Annotated in this window: 18 protein-coding genes; 10 read left to right on the top strand and 8 right to left on the bottom strand. The window is 55.0% G+C overall.

Annotated elements, in window-relative coordinates:
* Positions 1-17: 17 nt before the first annotated feature.
* Positions 18-1265, bottom strand: a complete 1248-nt coding sequence (gene corA / locus DC28_RS09455; protein ID WP_037548013.1) for a magnesium/cobalt transporter CorA — start codon at positions 1263-1265, stop codon at positions 18-20.
* 63 nt (positions 1266-1328) lie between these two features.
* Here corA and DC28_RS09450 point away from each other — a divergent pair, with 63 nt between their 5' ends.
* From DC28_RS09450 to DC28_RS09410, 9 genes are all read left to right on the top strand, one after another.
* Complete coding sequence (locus DC28_RS09450; RefSeq protein WP_052078714.1) at positions 1329-3167, top strand: sugar phosphorylase; 1839 nt, start codon at positions 1329-1331, stop codon at positions 3165-3167.
* Between the two features lie 16 nt (positions 3168-3183).
* Complete coding sequence (locus tag DC28_RS09445) at positions 3184-4392, top strand: M20/M25/M40 family metallo-hydrolase (RefSeq protein WP_037548012.1); 1209 nt, start codon at positions 3184-3186, stop codon at positions 4390-4392.
* Positions 4382-5533: a glucosyl-3-phosphoglycerate synthase gene (locus DC28_RS09440; RefSeq protein ID WP_238565801.1), complete on the top strand. Its 1152-nt coding sequence runs from the start codon at positions 4382-4384 to the stop codon at positions 5531-5533. Before DC28_RS09445 ends, DC28_RS09440 begins: the two co-directional genes overlap by 11 nt.
* A 3-nt stretch (positions 5534-5536) precedes the next feature.
* A complete protein-coding gene (locus DC28_RS09435) occupies positions 5537-7090 on the top strand; it encodes a glycosyltransferase family protein (protein WP_037548011.1) in 1554 nt (517 codons plus the stop codon).
* A gap of 44 nt (positions 7091-7134) precedes the next feature.
* The gene (locus DC28_RS09430; RefSeq protein WP_052078713.1) at positions 7135-8031 is read left to right on the top strand and encodes an HAD family hydrolase; all 897 of its coding nucleotides are present in this window, start codon (positions 7135-7137) and stop codon (positions 8029-8031) included.
* An 8-nt stretch (positions 8032-8039) separates the two neighbouring features.
* Positions 8040-9356: a glycosyltransferase family 4 protein gene (locus DC28_RS09425; protein WP_037548010.1), complete on the top strand. Its 1317-nt coding sequence runs from the start codon at positions 8040-8042 to the stop codon at positions 9354-9356.
* Positions 9357-9445: 89 nt separating this feature from the next.
* On the top strand, positions 9446-11386 hold the full coding sequence (locus tag DC28_RS09420; protein ID WP_052078712.1) for a PP2C family protein-serine/threonine phosphatase: 1941 nt from the start codon (positions 9446-9448) through the stop codon (positions 11384-11386).
* An 18-nt stretch (positions 11387-11404) separates the two neighbouring features.
* Complete coding sequence (locus DC28_RS09415) at positions 11405-11749, top strand: STAS domain-containing protein (RefSeq protein ID WP_037548009.1); 345 nt, start codon at positions 11405-11407, stop codon at positions 11747-11749.
* A gap of 11 nt (positions 11750-11760) precedes the next feature.
* Entirely contained in the window at positions 11761-12291 is a 531-nt protein-coding gene (locus tag DC28_RS09410) for an ATP-binding protein (RefSeq protein ID WP_037548008.1), read from the top strand.
* 197 nt (positions 12292-12488) lie between these two features.
* Here the strand turns inward: DC28_RS09410 and DC28_RS09405 are convergent, their stop codons facing one another.
* Complete coding sequence (locus tag DC28_RS09405; protein WP_156104646.1) at positions 12489-13586, bottom strand: hypothetical protein; 1098 nt, start codon at positions 13584-13586, stop codon at positions 12489-12491.
* Positions 13587-13915: 329 nt separating this feature from the next.
* Between DC28_RS09405 and DC28_RS09400 the strand changes: the two genes are divergently transcribed.
* Positions 13916-16456 carry a glycogen/starch/alpha-glucan phosphorylase gene (locus DC28_RS09400; RefSeq protein ID WP_052078711.1) on the top strand — a complete coding sequence of 847 codons (2541 nt, stop codon included), beginning with the start codon at positions 13916-13918 and terminating at the stop codon, positions 16454-16456.
* A gap of 117 nt (positions 16457-16573) precedes the next feature.
* On the opposite strand, the gene DC28_RS09395 is transcribed toward DC28_RS09400, so the two are convergent.
* The 6 genes from DC28_RS09395 to DC28_RS09370 all read right to left on the bottom strand — a co-directional run bounded on the left by DC28_RS09395 (position 16574) and on the right by DC28_RS09370 (position 22206).
* Positions 16574-17605, bottom strand: coding sequence for an SDR family NAD(P)-dependent oxidoreductase (locus DC28_RS09395; RefSeq protein ID WP_052078710.1), 1032 nt, complete (start codon positions 17603-17605; stop codon positions 16574-16576).
* 13 nt (positions 17606-17618) lie between these two features.
* A complete protein-coding gene (locus DC28_RS09390) occupies positions 17619-18257 on the bottom strand; it encodes a TetR/AcrR family transcriptional regulator (protein ID WP_052078709.1) in 639 nt (212 codons plus the stop codon).
* Between the two features lie 266 nt (positions 18258-18523).
* Positions 18524-19003 carry an FKBP-type peptidyl-prolyl cis-trans isomerase gene (locus DC28_RS09385; RefSeq protein ID WP_037548006.1) on the bottom strand — a complete coding sequence of 160 codons (480 nt, stop codon included), beginning with the start codon at positions 19001-19003 and terminating at the stop codon, positions 18524-18526.
* Between the two features lie 40 nt (positions 19004-19043).
* Complete coding sequence (locus DC28_RS09380; protein WP_037548005.1) at positions 19044-19949, bottom strand: nucleotidyltransferase family protein; 906 nt, start codon at positions 19947-19949, stop codon at positions 19044-19046.
* A 258-nt stretch (positions 19950-20207) separates the two neighbouring features.
* Positions 20208-21194 carry a carbohydrate-binding family 9-like protein gene (locus DC28_RS15600; RefSeq protein WP_052078708.1) on the bottom strand — a complete coding sequence of 329 codons (987 nt, stop codon included), beginning with the start codon at positions 21192-21194 and terminating at the stop codon, positions 20208-20210.
* Positions 21178-22206, bottom strand: a complete 1029-nt coding sequence (locus DC28_RS09370) for an SIS domain-containing protein (RefSeq protein WP_037548004.1) — start codon at positions 22204-22206, stop codon at positions 21178-21180. The genes DC28_RS15600 and DC28_RS09370 overlap by 17 nt, the downstream gene beginning before the upstream one ends.
* Between the last annotated feature and the right edge of the window lie 9 nt (positions 22207-22215).

The following is a 22215-nucleotide window of genomic DNA, read 5'->3' as shown; positions in this document are numbered from 1 at the left end:
CCCGCCATCCCCGGGGTTCAGAACCAACCCTTCCGCTTAAAGTACACCACCAGTCCCCCGGCAAGGCCTGCCATACTCCCCAGAACCACGGGATACGCCCAGGGCCGGCTAAGCTCGGGCATGAACTGGAAGTTCATCCCGTACACCCCCGCCACGAAGGTGATAGGAATAAAAATGGCAGAGAGAATGGTCAACACCTTCATAATCTGATTCAGCCTGTTAGACACCACAGATAGATGCAGGGTCATCAAATCGCTCATAGAATCCCGCATGGTCTCCAACATATCCTGGAGAATCAACAGGTGGTCGAAGACATCCTTAAAAAACCGCTGGGCGGTGGGAAAAAATGCCTTACTCTCGTTCTTCAGCACCTCGGTCAGCACCTCCCGGGTAGGCCAGATGATCCGTCTCAGCTGGTTAATGGCGTCCTTCTGGGACCGCAGAATCTGGATTTCCGAACCCTCAGATCCTTCACGTCCCCCGTGGTTTTGGAACAGCAACCGGTCCTCCAGCTCCTCATTTCCCTGCTCCCATTGCTCCAGAGCCCCGAAATACCGGTCCACTACCGTATCCAACATCGCATAACAGAGGTAATCCGGGCCGTTCTGGCGCACAAACCCCCGTCCGGACTGGATACGCTCCAGTACCGGAACGGTCCAATCCTCGAAGGGAACCGCCAGGTTCAGCTCATCCACATCCCCAGACCCTGAATCCCCCCTCCCCGGCGGGCCTCCCTGGGAATTCCCCCTATCCATCCCAGATGCAACCCCTGCAGGCAATCCGAACCCGTTGGAAAAACTGAGCAGGTAGTCCTTCCCAAGAATAAAATCGCCTTGATCTCTGATAAATTCCTGACCGTTATATCCGATGGCAGCAAAAGCCATATAGGCATGACCAGGTGAAAACTCGATCTTTGGGCGCTGGTGGTTGGAGGCGATATCCTCCAGGGTCAGGGCATCAATGCCCAGCTCGTTGCCCAGATGCTGGAACAGCACATCGGGTAAATTCCCGGCAATATGCACCCAGACCACAGCCTTCTGATCTGCGGCCTTCACAGCCTGGATAACCTCCTCCACCCCCCGGGCAGAGGGCTCCACAATCTGGATCTGCCAGGATTCCCGGGAATACCGCACCAACCGGATACTCGGCCCCGAGTATCCCCCGGCCGGGGCCTCCGTCCCGGTCTCAGGCACCAGGGTGCCGGGAGGGAGGCCGGCCTTCTTCTTGTAGTAACCGGTGATGGATGTGAATCGCCGCTTCTTCACTCTTTCCTCCTTATTCTTGTTCCCGGGTTGCCCCGACCGAACCATGGGATTATTCTATAGTATATGGTCGGACAAACATATCTTGAACTTGTGTACGAAGATACGGCGCCTGAGGTTATTACCCAGGTTGAGGCCGTACTGAAAAACCACGAACATACCCTGAAATCCCTAGCCTCCCGGCATACCGGGACCTCCGCCGGGGGGCCCGGGGACTCATTAGGAAGCAGCCTGCCCCTGGACCACCGGGATGCCTTCATTATCTGCTACGGAGACAGCATCCTGCCCGGATCAGCCCGGGATTATGAGGAAACCCGAAAAAACCCTACCCGGGTCGGCGTCGGCGGCGGGGTCGACGAAAAGGGCAACCCTCTGCCCAAGGCCCCCCGGGGTGAACGGCCCTTGGAGGCCCTGGAAGCCTTTTTTACCCGCCATTTGGCGGATACCGTCTCGGGGATACACATCCTGCCCTTCTTTCCCTATACCTCGGACGACGGCTTCTCCATTGTAGACTACAAACAGGTAAATCCCCGGTTGGGGAGCTGGGAGGATATCGTCCGGATCGGCAGCCGCTTCCACCTCATGGCCGATTTGGTTCTGAACCACTGTTCGGCAAAGAGTCCATGGTTTAAGGGCTTCCTGGCAGGCGACCCCAAATACCAGGACTGGTTTATTACCCTGCCCGAAGATACCGACACCTCGGACATCGCCCGGCCTCGGGCCCATCCGTTGCTGACCCCCATGAAAGCCCGGAGGAACGGTACCGATGAGACCGTCCACGTATGGACAACCTTCAGCGATGATCAGGTGGATTTGAATTTTGCCCACCCCGGCGTCCTCGCTGAAATGCTGGATACAATCCTGTTCTACATCGAACAGGGAGTCCAGGTAATCCGCTTGGATGCCATCGCCTACCTCTGGAAGGAACTGGGAACCCCCAGTATCCATCATCCCAAAACCCACCAGGTTGTTAAGTTCTTCCGGGAGGTACTCTCCCAGCTTTGTCCATGGGTTGTGCTCATAACCGAAACCAATGTTCCCCACGCCGAGAATCTCAGCTATTTCGGTACGGGCACCGACGAAGCCCATATGATCTACCAGTTCAGCCTGCCGCCCCTCATCCTGGATGCCTTTACCCGGGCGGATGCCCGGCACCTCAGCAGCTGGGCGCGGACGATCCAGGCAGGCCCCCCGGGCCCCCTCGGCCTGGACACCACCTATTTTAACTTTTGCGCCAGTCATGACGGCATAGGGATGCTGCCCTCCCATGGCATCCTCTCGGATCAAGAGCGGGAAAAACTCATCCAGGCCGTTTCGGACCACGGGGGACTGGTGAGCTATAAATCCACGAAACAGGGACTTATTCCCTACGAACTGAATACCAACTACCTCAGCGCCTTGGCGGATCCCAACCTGCCCACGGAGCTGCGGGCCCAAAAATTCCTGGCAAGCCAGGCCATCCTCCTGGCCATGCCCGGCACTCCTGGCATCTACATCCACAGCCTGCTAGGGTCCGAGAACTGGACCCAGGGACCAGAAATTACCGGGGTAAACCGGACCATTAACCGGGAAAAGCTGTTTCTTGAGGATCTGGAACGGGAACTTGCCGATCCCCGGACCCTGCGGTCCCGGGTATTCCGGGGGTACAAGGAGATGCTGGCCCTCCGTAGAACCCTGCCGGCCCTACATCCCGCCGCAGCTATCCAGGTGCCCGAGGTAGATGATCCCCGGGCCCTGGTCATCAAACGGTTCATTCCGAATACCAAACACTGGGTTGTCCTCGGGGTAAACACCTCTTCGGATGACATTCGAATCACCCTAAAAAACCATGGAGAAATGCCCCTCGGCCCATGGGAATACCGGTGGCTATCCAGCCGGGACGAGGGAAACCAGAGGGTTCAATGAACAAAGGAGAGTTGAAATGGAACGAGCCAGAAAGCTCAAGCCCCTACTGAATAGGATTCCTGACATCCAGCGGGGTGTGTCCCAGCAACGGGAACATATTCTCACGAACACCATCCTTATCGGACAGGTGCCGCCCATTTCCATAGCGATGAAGGAGGACGACGTTGAAAAGTCTGCGGTTAACCTCCGGGCCCGCACCCTCCTGGACCGGATGGCCGAACTCGGAGTCGATGAGGTTGCCTCGGATGCCTCGGGCAACCCCGTGGGAATAATCAAGGGCAGCGCGGAAACCGACCGCTGTATTGTGGTAGCAGCCCACATGGATACGGTGTACCACTTCGAGCAGGAGGCCCACCTGGCCATTGATGACAAGGTGATTTCCGGACCGGGGATCATCGATAACTCCATCAGCCTGGGGATTCTTCTTTCCCTTCCGGAGCTGATCCGGGCCCTGGACCTGCGTTTCGACTGCGACATCGTCATTGTGGGCCTGAATGAATCCATCGGCGCGAAAAATCTTTCCAGTATCCGACGCTTCCTGGACAACTGGAAGCGGCCCATCGCCGCGGGGATTATTTTGGAGGGAGCCGAACTGGGACGGCTCAACTATTTCAGCCGGAGCATGAGCCGCTACGAGATTTCCTGCGAAATTCCCATGAAATCAGGATGGGAGAACAAGTACGGATCCAATGCCATCCTCATTATTAACGATGTCATAAACCGGATTCTGGAGATCCACCTGCCCCAGCGTCCCCAAACCCAGATTATCATCGGGAAGATCGAAGGTGGGATCAAACACGGAGACCTCGCCCTGACCGGGGAGCTGGGACTGGAAATCGAGAGCGCCAGCAACGAGATGGTTCAGGCAATCTCCCGGAAGATCGAGGATATTGTTGATTCCATCGCCCATGAGTATCTGGTGGACCTGCGTATCAAGAAGATTTCAGGGGTCGATGCGGCCCGCCTGGAATACACCCATCCCCTGGTTAAAAATACCATAGAAATCCTTGAAACCCTGAAGATAAAACCCATCATAGAATCCAGCGAATCGGAGTTATCCATCTTCCTAAACCATAAAATTCCTGCTATTACCATCGGACTGACCCATGGCGAGAATTACCATACCGAAAACGCCTCGGCGGAGATCGAGCCCCTGGTTCAAGGGGTTACCCAGCTGTTGGCGGTGCTTCAGTCCATTGATAAGGGGGTAACAGATGAGCAATAAACAACAACGGGATGAACTGCCGGAAATGGAACGCACCCACGGAACCCTGGAAGAAGAGCCGGCGGCAGAGGCCGTAGATCCCAAGAGCTGGCTGCGCAGGAACACCTACCACCACAGCGATTTCCATGACATCGGCAAACTGGTGGACGCAAAGCGCAAAAAAGGCTTGAGCATAAGCCTCTGCTTTCCCACTCTGAACGAAGAAAAGACCATTGCCAAAGAAATCATCATCATGCGCAGCGAACTCATGCACCGCTACCCCTTGCTGGACGAGATTGTTGTTATCGACTCGGGGTCCACGGATAAAACCCGGGAGATCGCCCGGAGCTACGGCGCCGAGGTATTTTTAGCGGACGAGATTCTGCCGAACCTGGAGGCCTATAAGGGCAAGGGCGAAAACCTCTGGAAGGCCCTGTACGTGCTAAAGGGCGATATCATCGTCTACATCGACGCCGATATTAAGAATATTCACCACCGCTTCGTTTACGGTCTCCTGGGTCCCCTGCTGCTCAGGGATGACGTTAAATACTCCAAGGCCTTCTATGACCGCCCCATAAGCCTCAGCTCCAGCCAGGTCAAACCCACCGGGGGCGGCCGGGTAACCGAACTGGTCATCCGTCCGTTATTTAGCCTCTTTACCCCCAACCTGAGCCAAATCATCCAGCCCCTCTCCGGGGAATACGCCGGCTACCGGGAGATCTTTGAGCAGGTCAGCTTCCCCATCGGCTACGGTATCGAAACCAGTATGCTCCTGGATATCTATGAACGCTGGGGTATGGATGTCATCGCCCAGGTTGACCTGGATAAACGGGTCCACCGGAACCAGAACACCCTGGCCCTGGGCCGGATGGCCTTCGGGATCATGCAGACCTTCCTCCAGCGGATTGAAAAACTCGGGCTGATTAAAATCAACATGGATCTCTACGAGCGCATGCTCCAGCACCAGCTCGTTGATGAGGAATACCGGAAACGGAGCACCATCATGCAGCCCATGGAGCGCCCTCCCATCCTCGGGATTGATGAGTACATCCAAAAATTCTATCCCCAGGGTGTACCGGGCCACGAAAAGAGCTTCAAATCCATTTCCGGGAAGAGCCGAGACCGGGATCCGGCTAAACACCAGACCCTGGAAGAGGAATAGGGAATGCAGGAACAGCGCCGCGGTACTCCCTCCATCATCCTGCTGCACTACCATCTGCGTCCCGGCGGTGTTACCAAGGTCATGGAGCAACAGGCCCGGGCCCTAGACGCCCTGGGATACCCCTGGTTGGGCTTGGTGGGTCACAATCCCAAGGGAATTCCAGGCTTTCAAACCCTGGAACGCCTCAACTACGATGTGTACCTCCAGGATTCTCTCCTGGATGAGGAACGCCGTTACCATAACCTGAGCACCGACATCCACCGGGCCATCCAGGCTTGGAAAACCTCTGATAGCCCGGTAATCATCCATGCCCACAACGTTACCCTGGAGAAAAATACCGCCTTACTGCCGGCCTTACAGCGTCTGCAATCCATGGGATACCGGTTTTTGCTCCAGCTCCACGATTTTGCCGAGGACGGGCGTCCCCAGGTCTACAGCCCCGAGGACTATCCCCAGGACTGCCACTTTGCCGTCATCAACAGCCGGGACTTCCGAGCCCTCATGCAGGCCGGTCTCTCCTCCCCGGGACTCCACCGCCTGCCGAACCAGGTTAGCCCCCTGCCCCTGCCGGCACCCCGAGAACCGGCAAACAACCCTGCTCCGGCGGGATCCTCATCTTCCGGATCACTGGCCCAAAGCCTGGGAAAATCCCGGCTCATTCTGTATCCCGTCAGGGCGATTCGCCGGAAAAACATCGGTGAGGTCATTCTGCTGAGCCGGATTCTAGAGGATACCGCCCTGGCAGTAACCCTTCCCCCGAACAACCCCGCAGACAACCAAACCTACCGGTTCTGGCAGGATCTGGTTAGGTCTCTGGACGCCCCGGTCCAGCTGGGAGCAGGAGAACAGTGGGCCTTTGAGGACCTTGTCGCCCAGGCAGACTCCTTTCTGTCAACCAGTGTGCAAGAGGGATTCGGATTCGCCTTCCTAGAACCCTGGACGATTCAAAAACCCGTCGGCGGACGGTACCTGGAGATGGTCTGCCCGGACTTCGAGCACCAGGGAATGAACCTGTCCCATCTGTATACCTCCATCCGGATACCCCTCTCATGGTTCAATACCGAAAAGGTCCGCCAGGATTGGCTCGGGGAAAACCAAAAGCGCATCCACGCCTTCTATCAGGTTGTCGCCAAAAATCCGGACAATCAACAGAACACCCTCCAGGCCCTGGAGCTGCTTCTCAAGGACCTCCCGGACCGCTGGTCCAGGCTGGTCCAGGACGGCACCCTGGATTTTGCTATTCTGCCCAGAGAGGAACAGGCTGCCATCATTTCCCGACTCAGCCCGGATAACCGGGCCGACAAGGACCATCTGCTCGCCCTGAATCCCCAGCTGGCCGCCTGGCCCCTGGCCGGGTCCGCACCGCCCCTCCACCAGGGAGCGGTCGCCGAGAATACCCGGGTGGTGACCACCGTCTACAGCGCCGAGGCCTACGCGAACCGGCTTTCCCGGGTCTACTCCCAGGTTCTCCAGGACCACCTGGAGCACAGCATAAGCAAAACCAGCCTGCTGCTCAGCTTCCTCAACCCCGAAGGCCTATACCTAAGCGCAATGTAATCTTTTTTTTGCCAAGGCGTTGGGACTATAGTACCCTTTACTGTATGTGCAGACACCGCACCCTGGAACAGCAATTCCTTGAGGCCGATCCCCGCATAGCCCCCATTCCCACGGGACTCTCAGCGGATCTCAGCGCCATCGATCCCAGCACCATCCAAGCCGTGGTATTCGACATCTACGGCACCCTGGTCATCAGCGGCAGCGGCGACATCTCGGTTGATGAGAACCTCACCGAGTACCCCCCAGCCTTACCGGAGCTTCTCCATCGCCGCGGCTTGGCCGTCCCCCCCCAGGAACTCATCCGTACCTGGAAGCAGACCATCATCCGGGACCACCGCCGGCAACAAGCCCACGGAAAGGACTACCCCGAGGTAGACATCCTGGAAATCTGGCGAGAAGTTTTTAGAACCCTGGGTCAGCCGGTACCCGACGACCTCGACCTCTTTGCCGCAGAGTACGAGTCGGTCATCAATCCCGTCAGCCCCATGCCCGGACTGGGCCGGACCCTTTCCTTTTTCAAATCCAGGGGGATTCCCATGGGCATTGTCAGCAATGCCCAATCCTACACCCCGGCCATGCTGTCGGCCTTTCTCGGCAAAGGGCTGGTAGAGGCGGGATTCCACCCCGACCTGCTCGTCTTCAGTTACCAGCACGGGTACGGCAAACCCAGCCTGCACCTCTACAGCATCCTCAAGCACCACCTGAATACCCTGGAGTTTCCCAGCCACGGCCTGCGTACCATCGGTCCGGAAAACGTCCTCTATGTGGGCAACGACATGCTTAAGGACTGCTGGGCAGCCGCTCAACTCGGATTCCAAACCGTCCTCTTCGCCGGAGACACCCGGAGCCTACGCCTTCGGGAACAGGACCCCCGCTGCAAAGACTTTACACCCAGGGGCCGGATAACCGCCCTGGAACAACTCACAACCCTCGAAATATAGGAGTATCTATGTATACAAAAGGCCTCGACCGCCCGGTTAAAAACTTCGGATTCATCTCTACCCGCTTCCAAGGAACAGACGGCGTCAGTTTGGAGACAGAGAAATGGATCCACGTTATGGATAAACTCGGATTCACCAGCTTCTTTTTTGCCGGCCTTTCAGACTGGGACCCTCAGAGAACCATGGTGGTTCCCGAGGCCTTCTGGGAACACCCCCGAATCGCCGCTATCCAAAACGAGGTCTACGGCCAAACCTCCCGGAATGAGGAGATCACCGGCGAGATTCACAACCTCCGTAAGCTCCTGAAGGCAAAACTCTACGAGTTCATCAATACCTTCTCTATTGACGTGCTCATCGTGGAAAATGCCCTGGCAATCCCCATGAACATCCCCCTGGGCCTCGCCATTACCGAGGTAATCGCCGAAACGGGAATTCCGAGCATCGGCCATCACCATGACTTCTACTGGGAACGCACACGGTTTTTAGTAAACTCCGTCCCGGAGTATATCTCCATGGCCTTCCCCCCGAAGATGCACACCATGGTTCACGTCGTCATTAACACCGAGAACCGTAAAGCCCTGAGTTACCGCCGGGGGCTCAGCTCCATTGTCATTCCCAATGTGTTCGACTTTTCCCGTCAACCTCCTGGCATTGACGAGTATTCAGCGGATTTCCGTCAGGCTATAGGGGTAAACCCCGATGACATCCTGCTGCTTCAACCCACCCGGGTCATCGCCAGAAAGGGAATTGAACACGCCCTGGAACTGGCGAACCGCATGAAACGCCGGGGAATAAAAAATGTCAAACTTCTCATCAGCCACCAAAGCAGGGACGAGGGGCAGGAGTATTACCATCGAATCGTGGACTACGCCGAACTCATGGGTGTGGACCTCATCATTAAGCCCGAAATCATCGGCGCTACCCGGGGCACCACCCCGGACGGACAAAAAATCTACAGCCTCTGGGATATTTATCCCCACGCAGACTTTGTCACCTACCCCTCAACCTACGAAGGCTTCGGTAACGCCTTTCTGGAGGCGGTTTTCTTTAAGAAACCCATCATGGTAAACCGATACTCAATATATCAGCAGGATATCGAGCCCCTGGGCTTCCATGCGGTCATGATGGATACCTACATTACCGACAAGGAGGTCAGTGAGGTTCTCCACTACCTGGAAAACGCTGAGGAACGGAAACAAATGGTAGAGAAGAACTTCACCCTGGCCAGGAAATTCTTTTCCTACGATATTCTGGAGCAAAAAATCCGCACCGCCTTACTGCAGTTTGGTATCGTTGATATCAATGGCGGATGCGAAGACCAATAACCCGATTTAGGCAGCCCATTTTTTGTTTGTCAGGGGCGCCATAGCCGTGTATAATCGGAAAAGGTAAAGAAACTCTAGGATATATGAACATGACTTTCACCCTCGCAGGATTTTTCTCATCACCCGTTTGGCTACGGCTCATCATAGCCCTCGGGCTTCTTGTATACACCCAGCTCATTACCGAACAGTATTCGGTTCCCTCCTGGAAATGGATACGCATCATACCTCTTATTCTTCTGGGCCGCGAACTTCTCAGTTTCTTTCTTCCCCACCATTTTGTATTCATCCTCTCAGACCTGGTGATCATGGTCATCTTCGCCTACTGGGTGGGAACCTATGCGGAAAATACGAAACCAGCAGCCCTGTTCCGGAATTTAGCCCTTCCCATCATCATCGGGATTGAGATCATCGGGATTGTGTTTAACGCTGCGGGAATCGTCGCTATTACTGAGGTGATTTTAATGATGCTGCTTCCCGGGGCATTGGGACTGATGATGAACAACATCTCGGTGTACAATACCCGCCATGCGGAGTTCATCATAGAGAACCGTATCATGATTTTCGCCCTGATGATCTTCTCCCGGTTTTTATTCATCTTTGATCCGAGTCACCAAGGTCTGGTGGCCGGATACCTATTCATTCCTATTACCTACCTTCCCTACTTCTACATCATGTACCGATACCAGGCCTACTACCACAACCAGTTTGTCGAACAGGATGAGTTTAACAGTTCCTATATCAACTCCCTCTTCGACTTCATGCGTACCATCGGTACGGCCATGACCGAACGGATCGAGGTTAAAGCGGTTATTGAGTACGTAGTCCGGGCGGTAATCCAGCACACCGAGGCCGAGGCAGGTGCGGTGTTTCTCCGGGATCCCGGGGAGAACACCCTAACCCTGGGAGTCGTCCAGGGTTACTACCCCCCGCCCTTCCCGGTTCCTGCCATCGTAAAGACAAAACTTTCCGGTGTAGAAAAATACTTTGAGAGCACCCCCATTAAATTCGGTGATACCGTCATCGGGGTGGCTGCCGATAAGGACCAGGGTATCTACATCAGGAACACCAAAGACGATCCTCTGATGGAAACCAATACTAAGGACGATACCCTCTACATTTCCTCTCTCATCGCCCTGCCCCTCCATGTAAACAAGGAAATCTTCGGTATCCTGTCAATTATTCACCGGCGGCGGGAGAACCTCTTCTCCCAGGCGGACTATGAGCGGACCAAAATCTTCTCTGAATACGCATCCCTAACCTTGGACTCCCTGTACAACTACAGCCAGTTACTGGAAAAACAGGAAATCGAACGGGAAGTAAACATCGCCGGAGATATTCAGAAAAAACTCCTGCCCTCCCGGATCCCCCGGCGTATCCGCAAGGCTATTGCTGCCTTCAGTATTCCGGCCAAGGGAGTATCGGGTGACTATTACGATATTATCCCCCTTACCCGGGCCGGTAAGCTTGGACTGGTAATCTGCGATGTAGCCGGAAAGGGTGTCCCTGCATCCCTGATAATGGTGATGATCCGGACCATCGTACATCTGGTTGCAGCGGGAACTAAGGATGCATCCAAGGTACTCACCTGGATTAACCGCGGTATCGCAGGAAGCATCGATATCGAGCGTTTCGCCACCCTAAGTTATATGACCTACGACCCTGAAACCGGGGTTATGGAATATTCCAATGCAGGCCACCACCCACTGGTGGTATTGCGGCGGGAAAGCAAAAAAATCGAGCGTATAGATGCTCCCGGACTTCCCATCGGGTTAGAAAGGGATGCCAAATACGAACGAAAGGTGTTAAAATTAGCCCCCGGGGATGTAGTCATGGTATATACTGACGGTATTATTGAGGCTATGAACCCTGCGGGTGAACAATACGAAGAGGAACGGTTGCAGGCAGTGTTCCGTGACAATGTCGACCGCGAGGCCAAGGAAATACTTGACGCCATCAAGGATGATATTGATCGGTTTGTGGGCAATGCAAAGCAGCACGATGACCAAACGTTAATCATCATGAAGGCCTAGGCAGAAGGAGTGGTAGCAGTGGAAGTAAAACTGAAGACCAAAAACGGCGTACTGTTGGTTGAGCTCCAGGAGGAGATCGACCTATTTCATGCAAACAAGCTGAAGCTGTATTTCAATAAGATTTTTGAATCGGCGCACAAGAAAATTGTTCTGAATTTTCAGGAGGTGACCTATATCGATAGTTCCGGTATTGGTGCTTTGCTGAATATATTTAAAGAAACCAAAAAACGGGAAATAAAAATCTTCTTTACCAACATTCACGGATCGGTAAAAAAGGTAATCGAGCTCACCAAGCTGGACGATTACTTTCCCATCCTTCGTACCGAGGATGAGGCTATCGAACAACTACAGTCAATGGACTAGGGGGATCACGGATGATCAAAGAATTAAAGGTAGACGAAAACAACAAACTCTTCGACAAAACTAACATGTTTTACAAAAAGTTCCCGTCTGACCAGCGTCAGATCCGGTACTTTGCTCTGGTGGTGGTACAGAAAGCGCCCCCCGAGATCCAGGAGATAAACCTGTTGGAGCAGCAGATTTCCGAGCTCCTAAAAAACGCCGTAAAACACGGAAACCGGAACGATCCAAGTAAATCCGTTCATGTCTGGTTCTCTTTCTCCGAAACCGAAGCCCGTCTCATCGTAGAGGATGAAGGCGACGGCTTTAAGGACCTGGAAAAATGGAACGAGTTCAACCGCCAGCGCGTCGCCTGTCTCCAGGCCCGCAACTTTGACGAGTTGGATAACTACGTAAGCTACCGCACCGCCCGCTCAGACGAGCATGACGGCGGAAACGCCCTGTTCGCCGCCCTGGAATACTGGGATGAAGGCATGGTTTACAATGAGAAGTGCAATGCCGTAGCAGTAGGTAAAAAATTCGCCAAAAAACGTCTTGAGGTATAATGGTTATGATTCCTGACCGTACCACCGGTGGGGACCATACACCAAAAGGAGGTGACCGTCTGTCAATGACAGACGGTCTTTTTTTTCCACGGTGAGTCTATTGTGCCAAACCTTGTTTAGTGTCTATCGTTTAGTGTGCCATCAGCGCTGAGGAGATCCCCACTGTCCGGAGGCAGCCCTGCCCCCGACTCTCGGTATTAGAAGGTCATCACAAGATTCATCATGGTCTGATTAGACCCGGGAATAACATTCACAAAGGATTCAAAACTGATATTCATCCGGCGGCAGGCATCCTTCAGATAGGAGAGGTAGTACATCCCGATTTCCCGGTTTGAAACGGCATCGTTGGTCGAGCTTCGTTCAAAAAAGGCATCCAGGCTCTTTTCCCGCAGATTGATGTGTTTTTTCGATTCCACCTCATCCCGAAGCATTTCAAAATCGGACTGCTGCTGGGCGAGGGTAATCCTAAGCCTGGTGCGCTCCCCCTGCTCCCGCTTTCGGCTGGAAATCTCATAGCTCAAAAAGACCGACTCGTGTCCCATCACTTCCTCACCCTCGATGCCCGAGGCCTGGATGTTCCCGACAATCAACACCAGCTCAATGAGCATCAATGCGAGGTATTCCGGAGCCTCGGTTTTGGTCAGGTAGGACACCAATAATTGCTGAATCTCCCCTAATAGGTTTCTGGCCGAGGGATGCTGGTTAAACACCGTAAGCAAGAGCCATACGAAGGGATCCACCATGTTGATGAACCGGATAGCCAGGAACATCTGCTTCCGCTTTTCCTCTTCCAGGAGCTTCCCGTTCTGCATGATCAGTCCCTGCATTGCCCTGAGAATTGTCTGCTTGAAGGCGGTAATTGCGGATTCATTGGCCTGCAGAACCGGCGTCAGCCCCAGTTTCCTGGTATCAACCCCAAAACTGATGGCTAGCTTCGGATACTGACGGTTCCATGCATTGGTTAGATCGGAATTCAGTAATATGTCCCACACCCGGGAATCAAACTGCCGGTAGAGCATTCCGTAGCCCAGGAGTTTGGTAAGGTCTATGAGATTCGCACGTTCGTACGCAATGTTACTCACGGGGTGTTCGATGCGGTTGATGTAACCCAGAACCGCCATACGCTGGAGCCCTTTCGCCTCACTCTTCGGAAAGGTTAGCCCATACGCCTGGGTACCATCGAAGAGATTCTGCTTAAATAAGCGCTGGCCCTTCTGCATGAAATAATCAACCCCATCGTCGTGAAGGGTGACGGTAAGCGGGCCTTGAATGGGTGAATTGACATTCGTCTCCATAATTATCTCTATGGTAACTAAAAGAGCCGTATTTTACCAGTTCTGTTTTGACCTTTCAGGAAGTTTCAATGGATTTTATAGTGCGTAAAAGGTTGTAACGTTTCACCCCGGCGGCACTACCCAGGGGTTGAATTCCCGGTTGCTCCGCTATATCTGGTGTAGTTTACAACCGTTTGCGCACTAGGAATGGATGTAAATTCCCACCCAATGAAACAGAAATGAAAGAAGCAGCCTTCCTTGACAGACCTAAACCGGTTTTATAGTATCAAAATATGGTGTGTTCACCCCGGTGAGCACGTTCCCATTCACAATCCACCAAAGGAGTCATCATGGCTACAGCAAAAAAGAAGGCTGGGGGGCCTTCCGATCCGCCTAAGAACATTAGAAGCGGAAACTCAAAGGACGCCATCAAGTGGGATTTCGCAGAACACCTTAAATACAACATGGGCGTAGACAGCTACTCAGCCACCGAGCAAGATCGGTTCATGGCCTTGGCCAACGCGGTGCGCGACCGCCTAATCAACCAATGGCTGCAAACCCAACGTACCCATCACGAGAAAGGGGTCAAACGGGTCTATTACCTGTCCCTGGAGTTTCTGATGGGCCGAGCCATGGGAAACAACGTCATCAATGCCGGATTTGAAGAGGCAGTCCGGGACGCCATGGAAGAGCTCGGTTACAGCTTCGAGGAAATGCGCGAGCAGGAAGTGGACGCAGGGCTTGGCAATGGGGGTCTTGGGCGGCTTGCAGCCTGCTTCCTCGATTCCCTGGCGACCCTCGACCTTCCCGCCTTCGGGTACGGTCTACGCTACGATTACGGCATATTCCGCCAGGGGGTAGAGAACGGCCATCAGGTCGAGCATCCCGACGACTGGCTCCGGAACGGAAACCCCTGGGAAATCGAACGTCCCGAGGTCAGCGTACCGGTTAACTTCGGCGGCCGGGTCCAGGCCGTGCAAAACGCCAAGGGTCAGACGGTGTACCAGTGGGTAGATACCGACCAGGTAATCGGGGTTGCCTTCGACACACCCATCGTTGGCTTTGGAGGCAAAACCGTTAATACACTCCGGCTCTGGAGCGCCAGGGCGAATGAAGAGTTTAGCTTCCATGAATTCAACGAGGGCGACTACGTTGAGGCCGTTGCCGATAAGGTTCATGCAGAAAACCTCACCAAGGTCCTGTACCCAAATGATAAGCTCTACCTCGGAAAAGAGCTGCGGCTGAAGCAGCAGTACTTCTTCGTTGCCTGTTCCCTGGCCGACATCATCCGGCGGTTTAAAAAATCGGGAAAAAAATGGAAGGACCTGCCATCCATGGCGGCTATTCAGCTCAACGATACCCACCCGAGCGTTGCGGTGGCTGAGCTCATGAGAATCCTCATGGACCATGAGGGCCTTACCTGGGAGACCGCCTGGGACATAACCGTAAAAACCCTGGGTTACACCAACCATACCCTCATGCCCGAAGCGCTGGAAAAATGGGCGGTTCCCATGTTTGAGAAGCTTCTTCCCCGGCATCTTCAGATCATCTACGAGATCAATCACCGCTTCCTGAGCCAGGTAGCTATCAAATTCCCCGGAAACACCCAGAAGCTCGCCGATATGAGCATTATTGAGGAGGGGAATCCAAAGCAGATTCGCATGGCGTACCTCGCCATCGTCGGCAGCCATAGCACCAACGGGGTTGCAGCCCTCCATACCGAGCTTCTCAAAAGCCGGCTGGTTCCCAACTTCGCCCAGATGTGGCCGAACCGCTTCAATAACAAGACAAACGGCATCACCCAGCGGCGCTTCCTACTCAAGGCGAATCCTCCCCTGGCAAAACTAATCACCGACACCATCGGAAACGGTTGGGTTACCAACATGGCCGAGCTGAAAAAGCTCCTGCCTTACGCCGAAGATACTGCCTTCAGAAAGCAGTTTGCCGCGGTTAAGGCCCAGGCCAAACAGGCCCTGGCTGATCAGGTTCTGCGGGAAACCGGCTGGGTCATTGAAACCGACCGAATCTTCGATGTACAGATTAAACGGATCCATGAATACAAGCGCCAGCTGCTCAATGCCCTGCACATCATCATCCTCTACAACAGGATTAAGGCGGGCAAAACCAAGGGACTTCTTCCCAGAACCTTCATCTTCGGGGGAAAGGCTGCTCCCGGGTATGCCATGGCCAAGCTGATCATCAAACTCATTAACAACATCAGCAATGTGGTGAACAACGACCCGGATGTGAACAAGTACCTCCAAGTCTACTTTCTCCCCAACTACCGGGTAAGCCTGGCGGAAAAAATCATCCCTGCTGCAGATGTGTCCGAGCAGATTTCCACCGCCGGAACCGAAGCCTCCGGCACGGGGAATATGAAGTTCATGGCCAACGGAGCCCTGACCCTGGGAACCCTGGATGGCGCGAATATTGAGATTCGTGAAGAAGCCGGGGATGAAAACTGCTTTATCTTCGGTTTAACCGCTGATGAGGTGGAAGAACTTCGGCCGACCTACGATCCCTACAAATACTACCTGGAAAACCAGGAGATTAAGGATGCCCTGGATCTGTTGTTCAGCGGACACTTTAATTTCGGCGAACCGAATATCTTCGAACCCATCCGCCACACCCTCTTTGAGGGAGGAGACAACTATTTCCACCTAGCCGATCTCGCCAGCTACACAGCCGCCCAGGATAAGGTGGTTGCCCAGTATGCCGATCAGGATACCTGGGTGCGGAAGGCCATCATCAATGTCGCCACCAGCGGTAAGTTCAGTTCCGACCGAACCATTGCGGAGTATGCCAAGGACATTTGGGATGTGAAGCCCTGCGCCATCGATCTGAATACCGAGGGCGAAGAAACCCTTATTGAAGCAACCAAGCGCAAGTAAGGCCGATTCGGCCCCTTGGATCCGACGAATAGGATCTACCCTGAGCTACCGGGAAGAAATCCCCGGTAGCTTTTTTTTGTATCCTTTAGCCGGACATGAGAATCCCCCTAACCAACCTCAACCCGACACCGAACCTGTATCAGCAACCCGGCCGGCCCGTATCCTGGCAGCCGATCCCAGCATCCCGGCGTTAATCCGTCGAAGAAGACCCTGGGGAAGCAGTCTATTGAAGGCGCGGTTGATCCGCCCGGAGAGTATGGACGGTTTATTGTTTTTCAGGGCCGTAAGGGCCTCGGCTACGCAGGCTTCCACCGCCATGGGTTTCATGGGCAGATTTTCCGCTGTGAACCCGAACTCCTCCACAATGGGGGTTTGGGTCGGCCCAGGTTCGAGCACCGTCACATGGACCCCCTTGCCCCGGAACTCCCAGTTCAAGGCCTTCCCAAGGCTCGAGTTATAGGCTTTGGTCCCCGATTCATTCGCCATAAACGGCAACCCGACCTGGGCGCCCATGGCGGAAACAAACACCAGCCCTCCCCGGCCCCGGGCGACCAGCCTCTCACCGAAATACCGGGCCAATTGAAGAGGCGCCACGGCGTTCAGCTCCACTACCCTCCGAAGCGACTCCAGGGACTCCTCCAAAAACTCCCTCGGCCCGCCGCCCCCGGCGTTCGAAACAACCAGACCGATGTCGAGATCCGCCACGGCCTCTCCGAGTACCTTCAGCATATCAGGCTGGGTCAAATCCAGGGGGACCACCCGTGTCTCTATACCCCACCGGGCGGACAGATCCCGGCTGATTCCCCGAAGCAGCTGCTCTCTCCGGGCTACCAACACTAGGTGGATCCCGTTGGCCGCAAGCTGCTTGGCAAACTCCAGACCGATTCCTGATGATGCCCCGGTAACGATTGCCCAGGGCCCGTATTGATGTGTATCAAGGGTGATCTTCCTCAATCCCATACTAACTCCTTTTTCAGAACGTTCGTTCTGTTTTGATGCAAAAAAACCCACGGGGTGCAAAATCACGTACCCCTCCATGGCGGCGACACCCAGGATAGTGCGTAACGGCCCATACCCTGCACCGAATCCCGCGAAGCTGCCGGCAACCGGCCCCAGGGGCAGCACCGTCGGGGACAATGGTTCACCCATCGGCGCCCCCCCACTAGTACAACCAGGCAAGGGCAGTCCGGATGAACCGCCGAACCTGGTCATCAGGAATACCCCCGCGGATACAGACCAGGTACCCCGTGGCAACCCCCACCAAGTAATCGGCCAGGGATTCAACATCCCTGGTATCGTCCGAGTCCGCCTGGCTGGTCTTCCCGAGGGCCGCCCCCCCATCCTCGGAGAATCGGGAGATTTCTTCCTTAGCCATGGCATTAGTTAAGGCATGGACAAATGCCCTGCGCATCCGGGAAAAATGTGCGGCAATCCGTCGGGAAACCTCCGCACCGGCATCCACCAGCTCAACCGAAGCGTTGCCGATTAGGCACCCCAGCCGGTCTTCGGGTCGATCCAGGGCGGCAAGCAGCCTATCGAAGTAGTGTAGAATCTCCTCACGCCCCCCATCCGGACCCTCCATGGGACCTAACAACCCCTGGATGGTGGTGCGGGAATAGTAATCCATCGCCTTGACAAATAACTCATATTTATCTCCGAAGGTGGAATACAACCCGTAGCGGCTTACCCCGGTAATCCGAACGATGTCGTCTATCGATGTATCCAGGTATCCCCGCTGCCAAAACAGCACCATTACCCGGGACAATACCTCCTGGGGATCAAATTCCCGTTGACGCGGCATACTGCTCCTTTTCAGAACAACCGTTCTGTTTTTGATAACCTACTACCATCAGCCAGGGAAGTCAATGCTTTTATAGTGGGCAAAAGGTTGAAACATCGCACCCCGGCGACACTACCCATGGATGGACTTACAGGTTGCTCCACTACATCTGGTGTCGTTTACAACCTTTTGCGCACTACGTAATGATTTTGGTACAGTAAAACCACGAATATCCTGGCACCCGTGGCCGGTGGCCTGGTGAACCGCCTAGAGAAAAGACGGAAAAATCAGCTGCAGCCGCAGGTTCCGCCGCAGCCGCAGCCATGATCATCCTCCAGGGGAGCATCCTCCACACCTTCTATCCGAACATCGAAGACGATGTCATGCCCGGCTAGGGGATGATTCCCGTCCAGGACGACCTCCTGGTCTGTAATGGCGGTGATGACGAGTTCGACCGGCTGCCCCTGCATGGTGGTAGTGACCCGCATTCCCGGCTTTGCTTCTCCCAGAGAGGCGAGGGCCGAGGGATCAAGCCGGAACTCTTTGTCCTCCTGCCATTCTCCGTAGGCTTCGGATGCCGGAATCTCGAAATGGAAGGAATCGCCCACCTTGGCGCCCTCCAGGCGACGGTCGAGACCGGGAATAATGTCGCCCCTGCCGAGAACAAACTGGAAGGGGCCGGACTGCTCGCTGGAGCCCAGGGATCGGCCGTCGGCGGTGGAAAAGCTATATGTAATAGTGACCTGTTTATTTGTTGTTGCGATCATGGTCTAAAGGTATGGAAAAGTCGTCACCTTGGCAAGCCGGCTAGGACCAAAGCGGACTTGGGTACCGCCCCTGGTCAACCAGGGTACGGATGCTCTGAATAACCCGGGGCCGGTCTTCTTGGTAGGTGATGCCAAACCACTGGGCGTCGGTCTGCAGAACCGAAAGCTGTGCCTCACCGGAATGGATTAGGGTATTCACCACCTTGGGAATATAAAACTCGGCCTTCAGATCATTCCCATGCTGGTCCAGGAAATCCTTGAATTGGCTCCTGGCCCGATCTAACAGGGGCGGGGTAAAGCCAAAGAGATTCATGCTCACAGTTTCATCACCGGTAAGCTCCTGGGCAGTTCCATCGGCCAGATGGCTGACAATACCTTCGGGGGTCTTTTCAATTTTTGTGTGCTCCTCCACGTCCTGGAGGTATCCCCGGGCGTCCACCTGGCACAGTCCCCTGGAGACCGTTCCGTGGTCGCTCACGGTTTTATCGAGACGATACCCCACCATACAGAGCTCCAGGGCATGGGAATCCACCCGGGACAAAAACTGACCGGCAGCATCGAAGGCCTGGGATCCGTAAAAATCGTCTGCATTGATTACCGCAAAGGGCTGAGAGAGGGCGGGTGATCCGCTTAAAACGGCATGACCGGTTCCCCAGGGCTTTTGCCGCCCCTCGGGAACGGTGTATTCCCGGGGCAAATCATGCAAATCCTGGAAGACAACCTCGGTTTGTATCTTGGAGTCGAATCGCGTAAGCACGTGGTCGGTAAAGTCCCGTTCAATATCCCGGCGAATAACAAAAACCGCCTTGTCGAATCCCGCGCGAATGGCGTCGTATACTGAGTATTCGAGGATGATCTCACCCGAGGGGCCCACCGGTTCAATCTGCTTTATGCCTCCGTACCGGCTCCCCATTCCGGCGGCCAAGACAAGTAGTGCGGGTTTCATGGTTTTCTCCTTCTATTTCCGTTGATGCTCCGGGAGTATAGCATACCCCGGTATTGAATACTTGTTCTGACCCGAAATCGGGTTAATTCTGAGATTGTCACCCGGAAAATATCCATGGAAGGACCGTCCGCTCAGGGCAGGGACAGGATGCACCCCAGAGTAAAAAAAGAAACCCGCGAACGGTCCGTCCGCGGGTCTAGAAAAATCCGTTAACCTTCAAGTTAGCGTGCCTTGCCTTCTTATATAGTAGCACTGTGATTATTGAAAATCAATAATTCCGAAAAATTCAGGGACATGAAAGTCCGGTTTCGGGGTATCGATGGCGGACCAGGACAGATAATGGGGTTGTTCCAGGCTGTCGCCGCATTTATACAGGTTTCCGCGCCAGGTTGTTCCTGACAGGTTCGGAGCTGGTTCCCCGGTCGGGGGGACCGAATCAGCCGAGGCTGGTTCCGAGCTTCGCGGAACCGTCCCGGTGCCGGGATCGAGACCCAATACATCTCCAGGTATCATAACCAGGAGGGACCAGCGGTGGGGCCCGTCACCGGGATGCTGGTGCTGAGCCCTGGCTCCCCGGCTCGGAATCCGGAGGATCCGTCCCACCACCTCCGGGGGCAGAGGGCGGCGGTTGTGCCGGTCCGGGCCGATGTAGTGTAGACAGCTACCGATAGCGTTGAATTCGAAATTCCGGTAATTCCCCCCGGGACTGATGAATAGCTCCACACAGGAATCCTGGTAGACCGGCGCCTGATCCTTGTCGTGAATGCAGCGAATCTCGGGTTCCAAGACCTGGTACTGGAGGTACAGGTTCGTCCCATCGTGGGCCATCAGGGCCTGGCACTGTACCGGGTCGATTATCCGCGAGCCGCCGGGGTATCCGGAATGGACTTGCGTGGCTGCCCCCGGTTGCCCCACCCCTGAGACACCCGTATGCCCGGGAGGGAGCCAATTCCGCTGGGCGATGGGCGCCGGGCACCCCTGGCCCGCCAACACCAGGCTGATAGCATCTCCCAGGGCCGAACCATGGGGATCCAGCCCCGGATCGATGACTGCCCGGCCGCCGGCTGCAGCGACGAGGCCCCTCCCCAGGTCCGCCAGAGCCGGCACCCTGGGAACCCGCAACCGCAACAGGGGCGGCCACTGTCCCTCCCGGGTCTGTCCCACACCTTCCTGATCCACAGTTTCCGGGATCATTTCGCCGTGGTCCTCACCGTCCCTGCGGGCAGCCCTAGAGCGAAAACTCATTGCCAACCTTCCGGGCGCGCTCGGGCTTATCCAGATTAATTCCGAGATCCAAACCGGCTTCAAGAAGCAGACTCCATCCCGCTGCCATCTGCAGATAGGGCATGAACTCGTCGGCAATCTTCGGTATACGGATGGTTGGGAACCGGGTTTCCCGGTGGGAAATGGCTACCGGAACTACTCCGGCGCCGGTAACCAGGCACTCCTCGAACTTTTCTTCCTCCGCCTCAAAGGGGTCAACTAGCACCAGCGCCTCCCCGGCCCGCATGACCTCTTCAATACCGTGGACGGCGTAGGTTCCCTCCAGAAAGGAAGACTTCTTCCGGGTTATTTCGTTGGTTTTTAGCGTCAGTTCCTCGGCGACCCCGTTATTCCGGCCGGCAAAATAGATCATGGATCCCTCAACCAGCCCCTGATACTTGTCAGCCCCCAGGGAAGCGCCCAACACCTCCTCCATTGCATCGGCAAGCTCCTTCAAGCCCGCCTCAAATGCCCCGGTATCCTCGCCCCGGATCAGAGAAAACACGCCGTGGTACACCAGAGCCTGTTCCATCACGCTCTTGGTTGCCGCAACGGCCTGTTCGGGACCGCAGGACAATACCACCGCCTTCTTAGACACCTCTACCAAGGGCGTTCCATCGTTGGCGGTAACCCCAAAAAACCCGGTGTGGCCATGGTCTTTCAGCTGGTAGAACAGCCGGAGCAATTCCTTGGTTTTTCCGGAGTTTGAAGCGCCGAACACGGCACTATGATCCAGATTGTATTCCATGGCCTGGGTGGATCCCTCGGTACTCATCCAAAGGGGATTCGAACGTGAGAAGTTCTGATACATGGCCCGTTTTGCCGGAAAGATTCGACTGGAACCTTCACCGGTTAGAAAAAATGCCGAAAAACCCTTGGCGGCCTCGGCGATTTCCCGTACCCCATCAATCTTGAATCTCCGTACAACCCCCGGGGTTTCCAGCATTTCCCGGCTCAGATTGTAGGCAGTGTAACGCGGTTCTGAATTATTCATCTTCAACTC

The organism is Spirochaeta lutea (genome assembly GCF_000758165.1).
In the GTDB taxonomy this organism is placed as follows: Bacteria; Spirochaetota; Spirochaetia; order DSM-27196; family Salinispiraceae; genus Spirochaeta_D; species Spirochaeta_D lutea.
The sequence above is the reverse complement of the archived record's forward strand: the minus strand, read 5'-3'. Positions and strand labels throughout refer to the sequence as shown.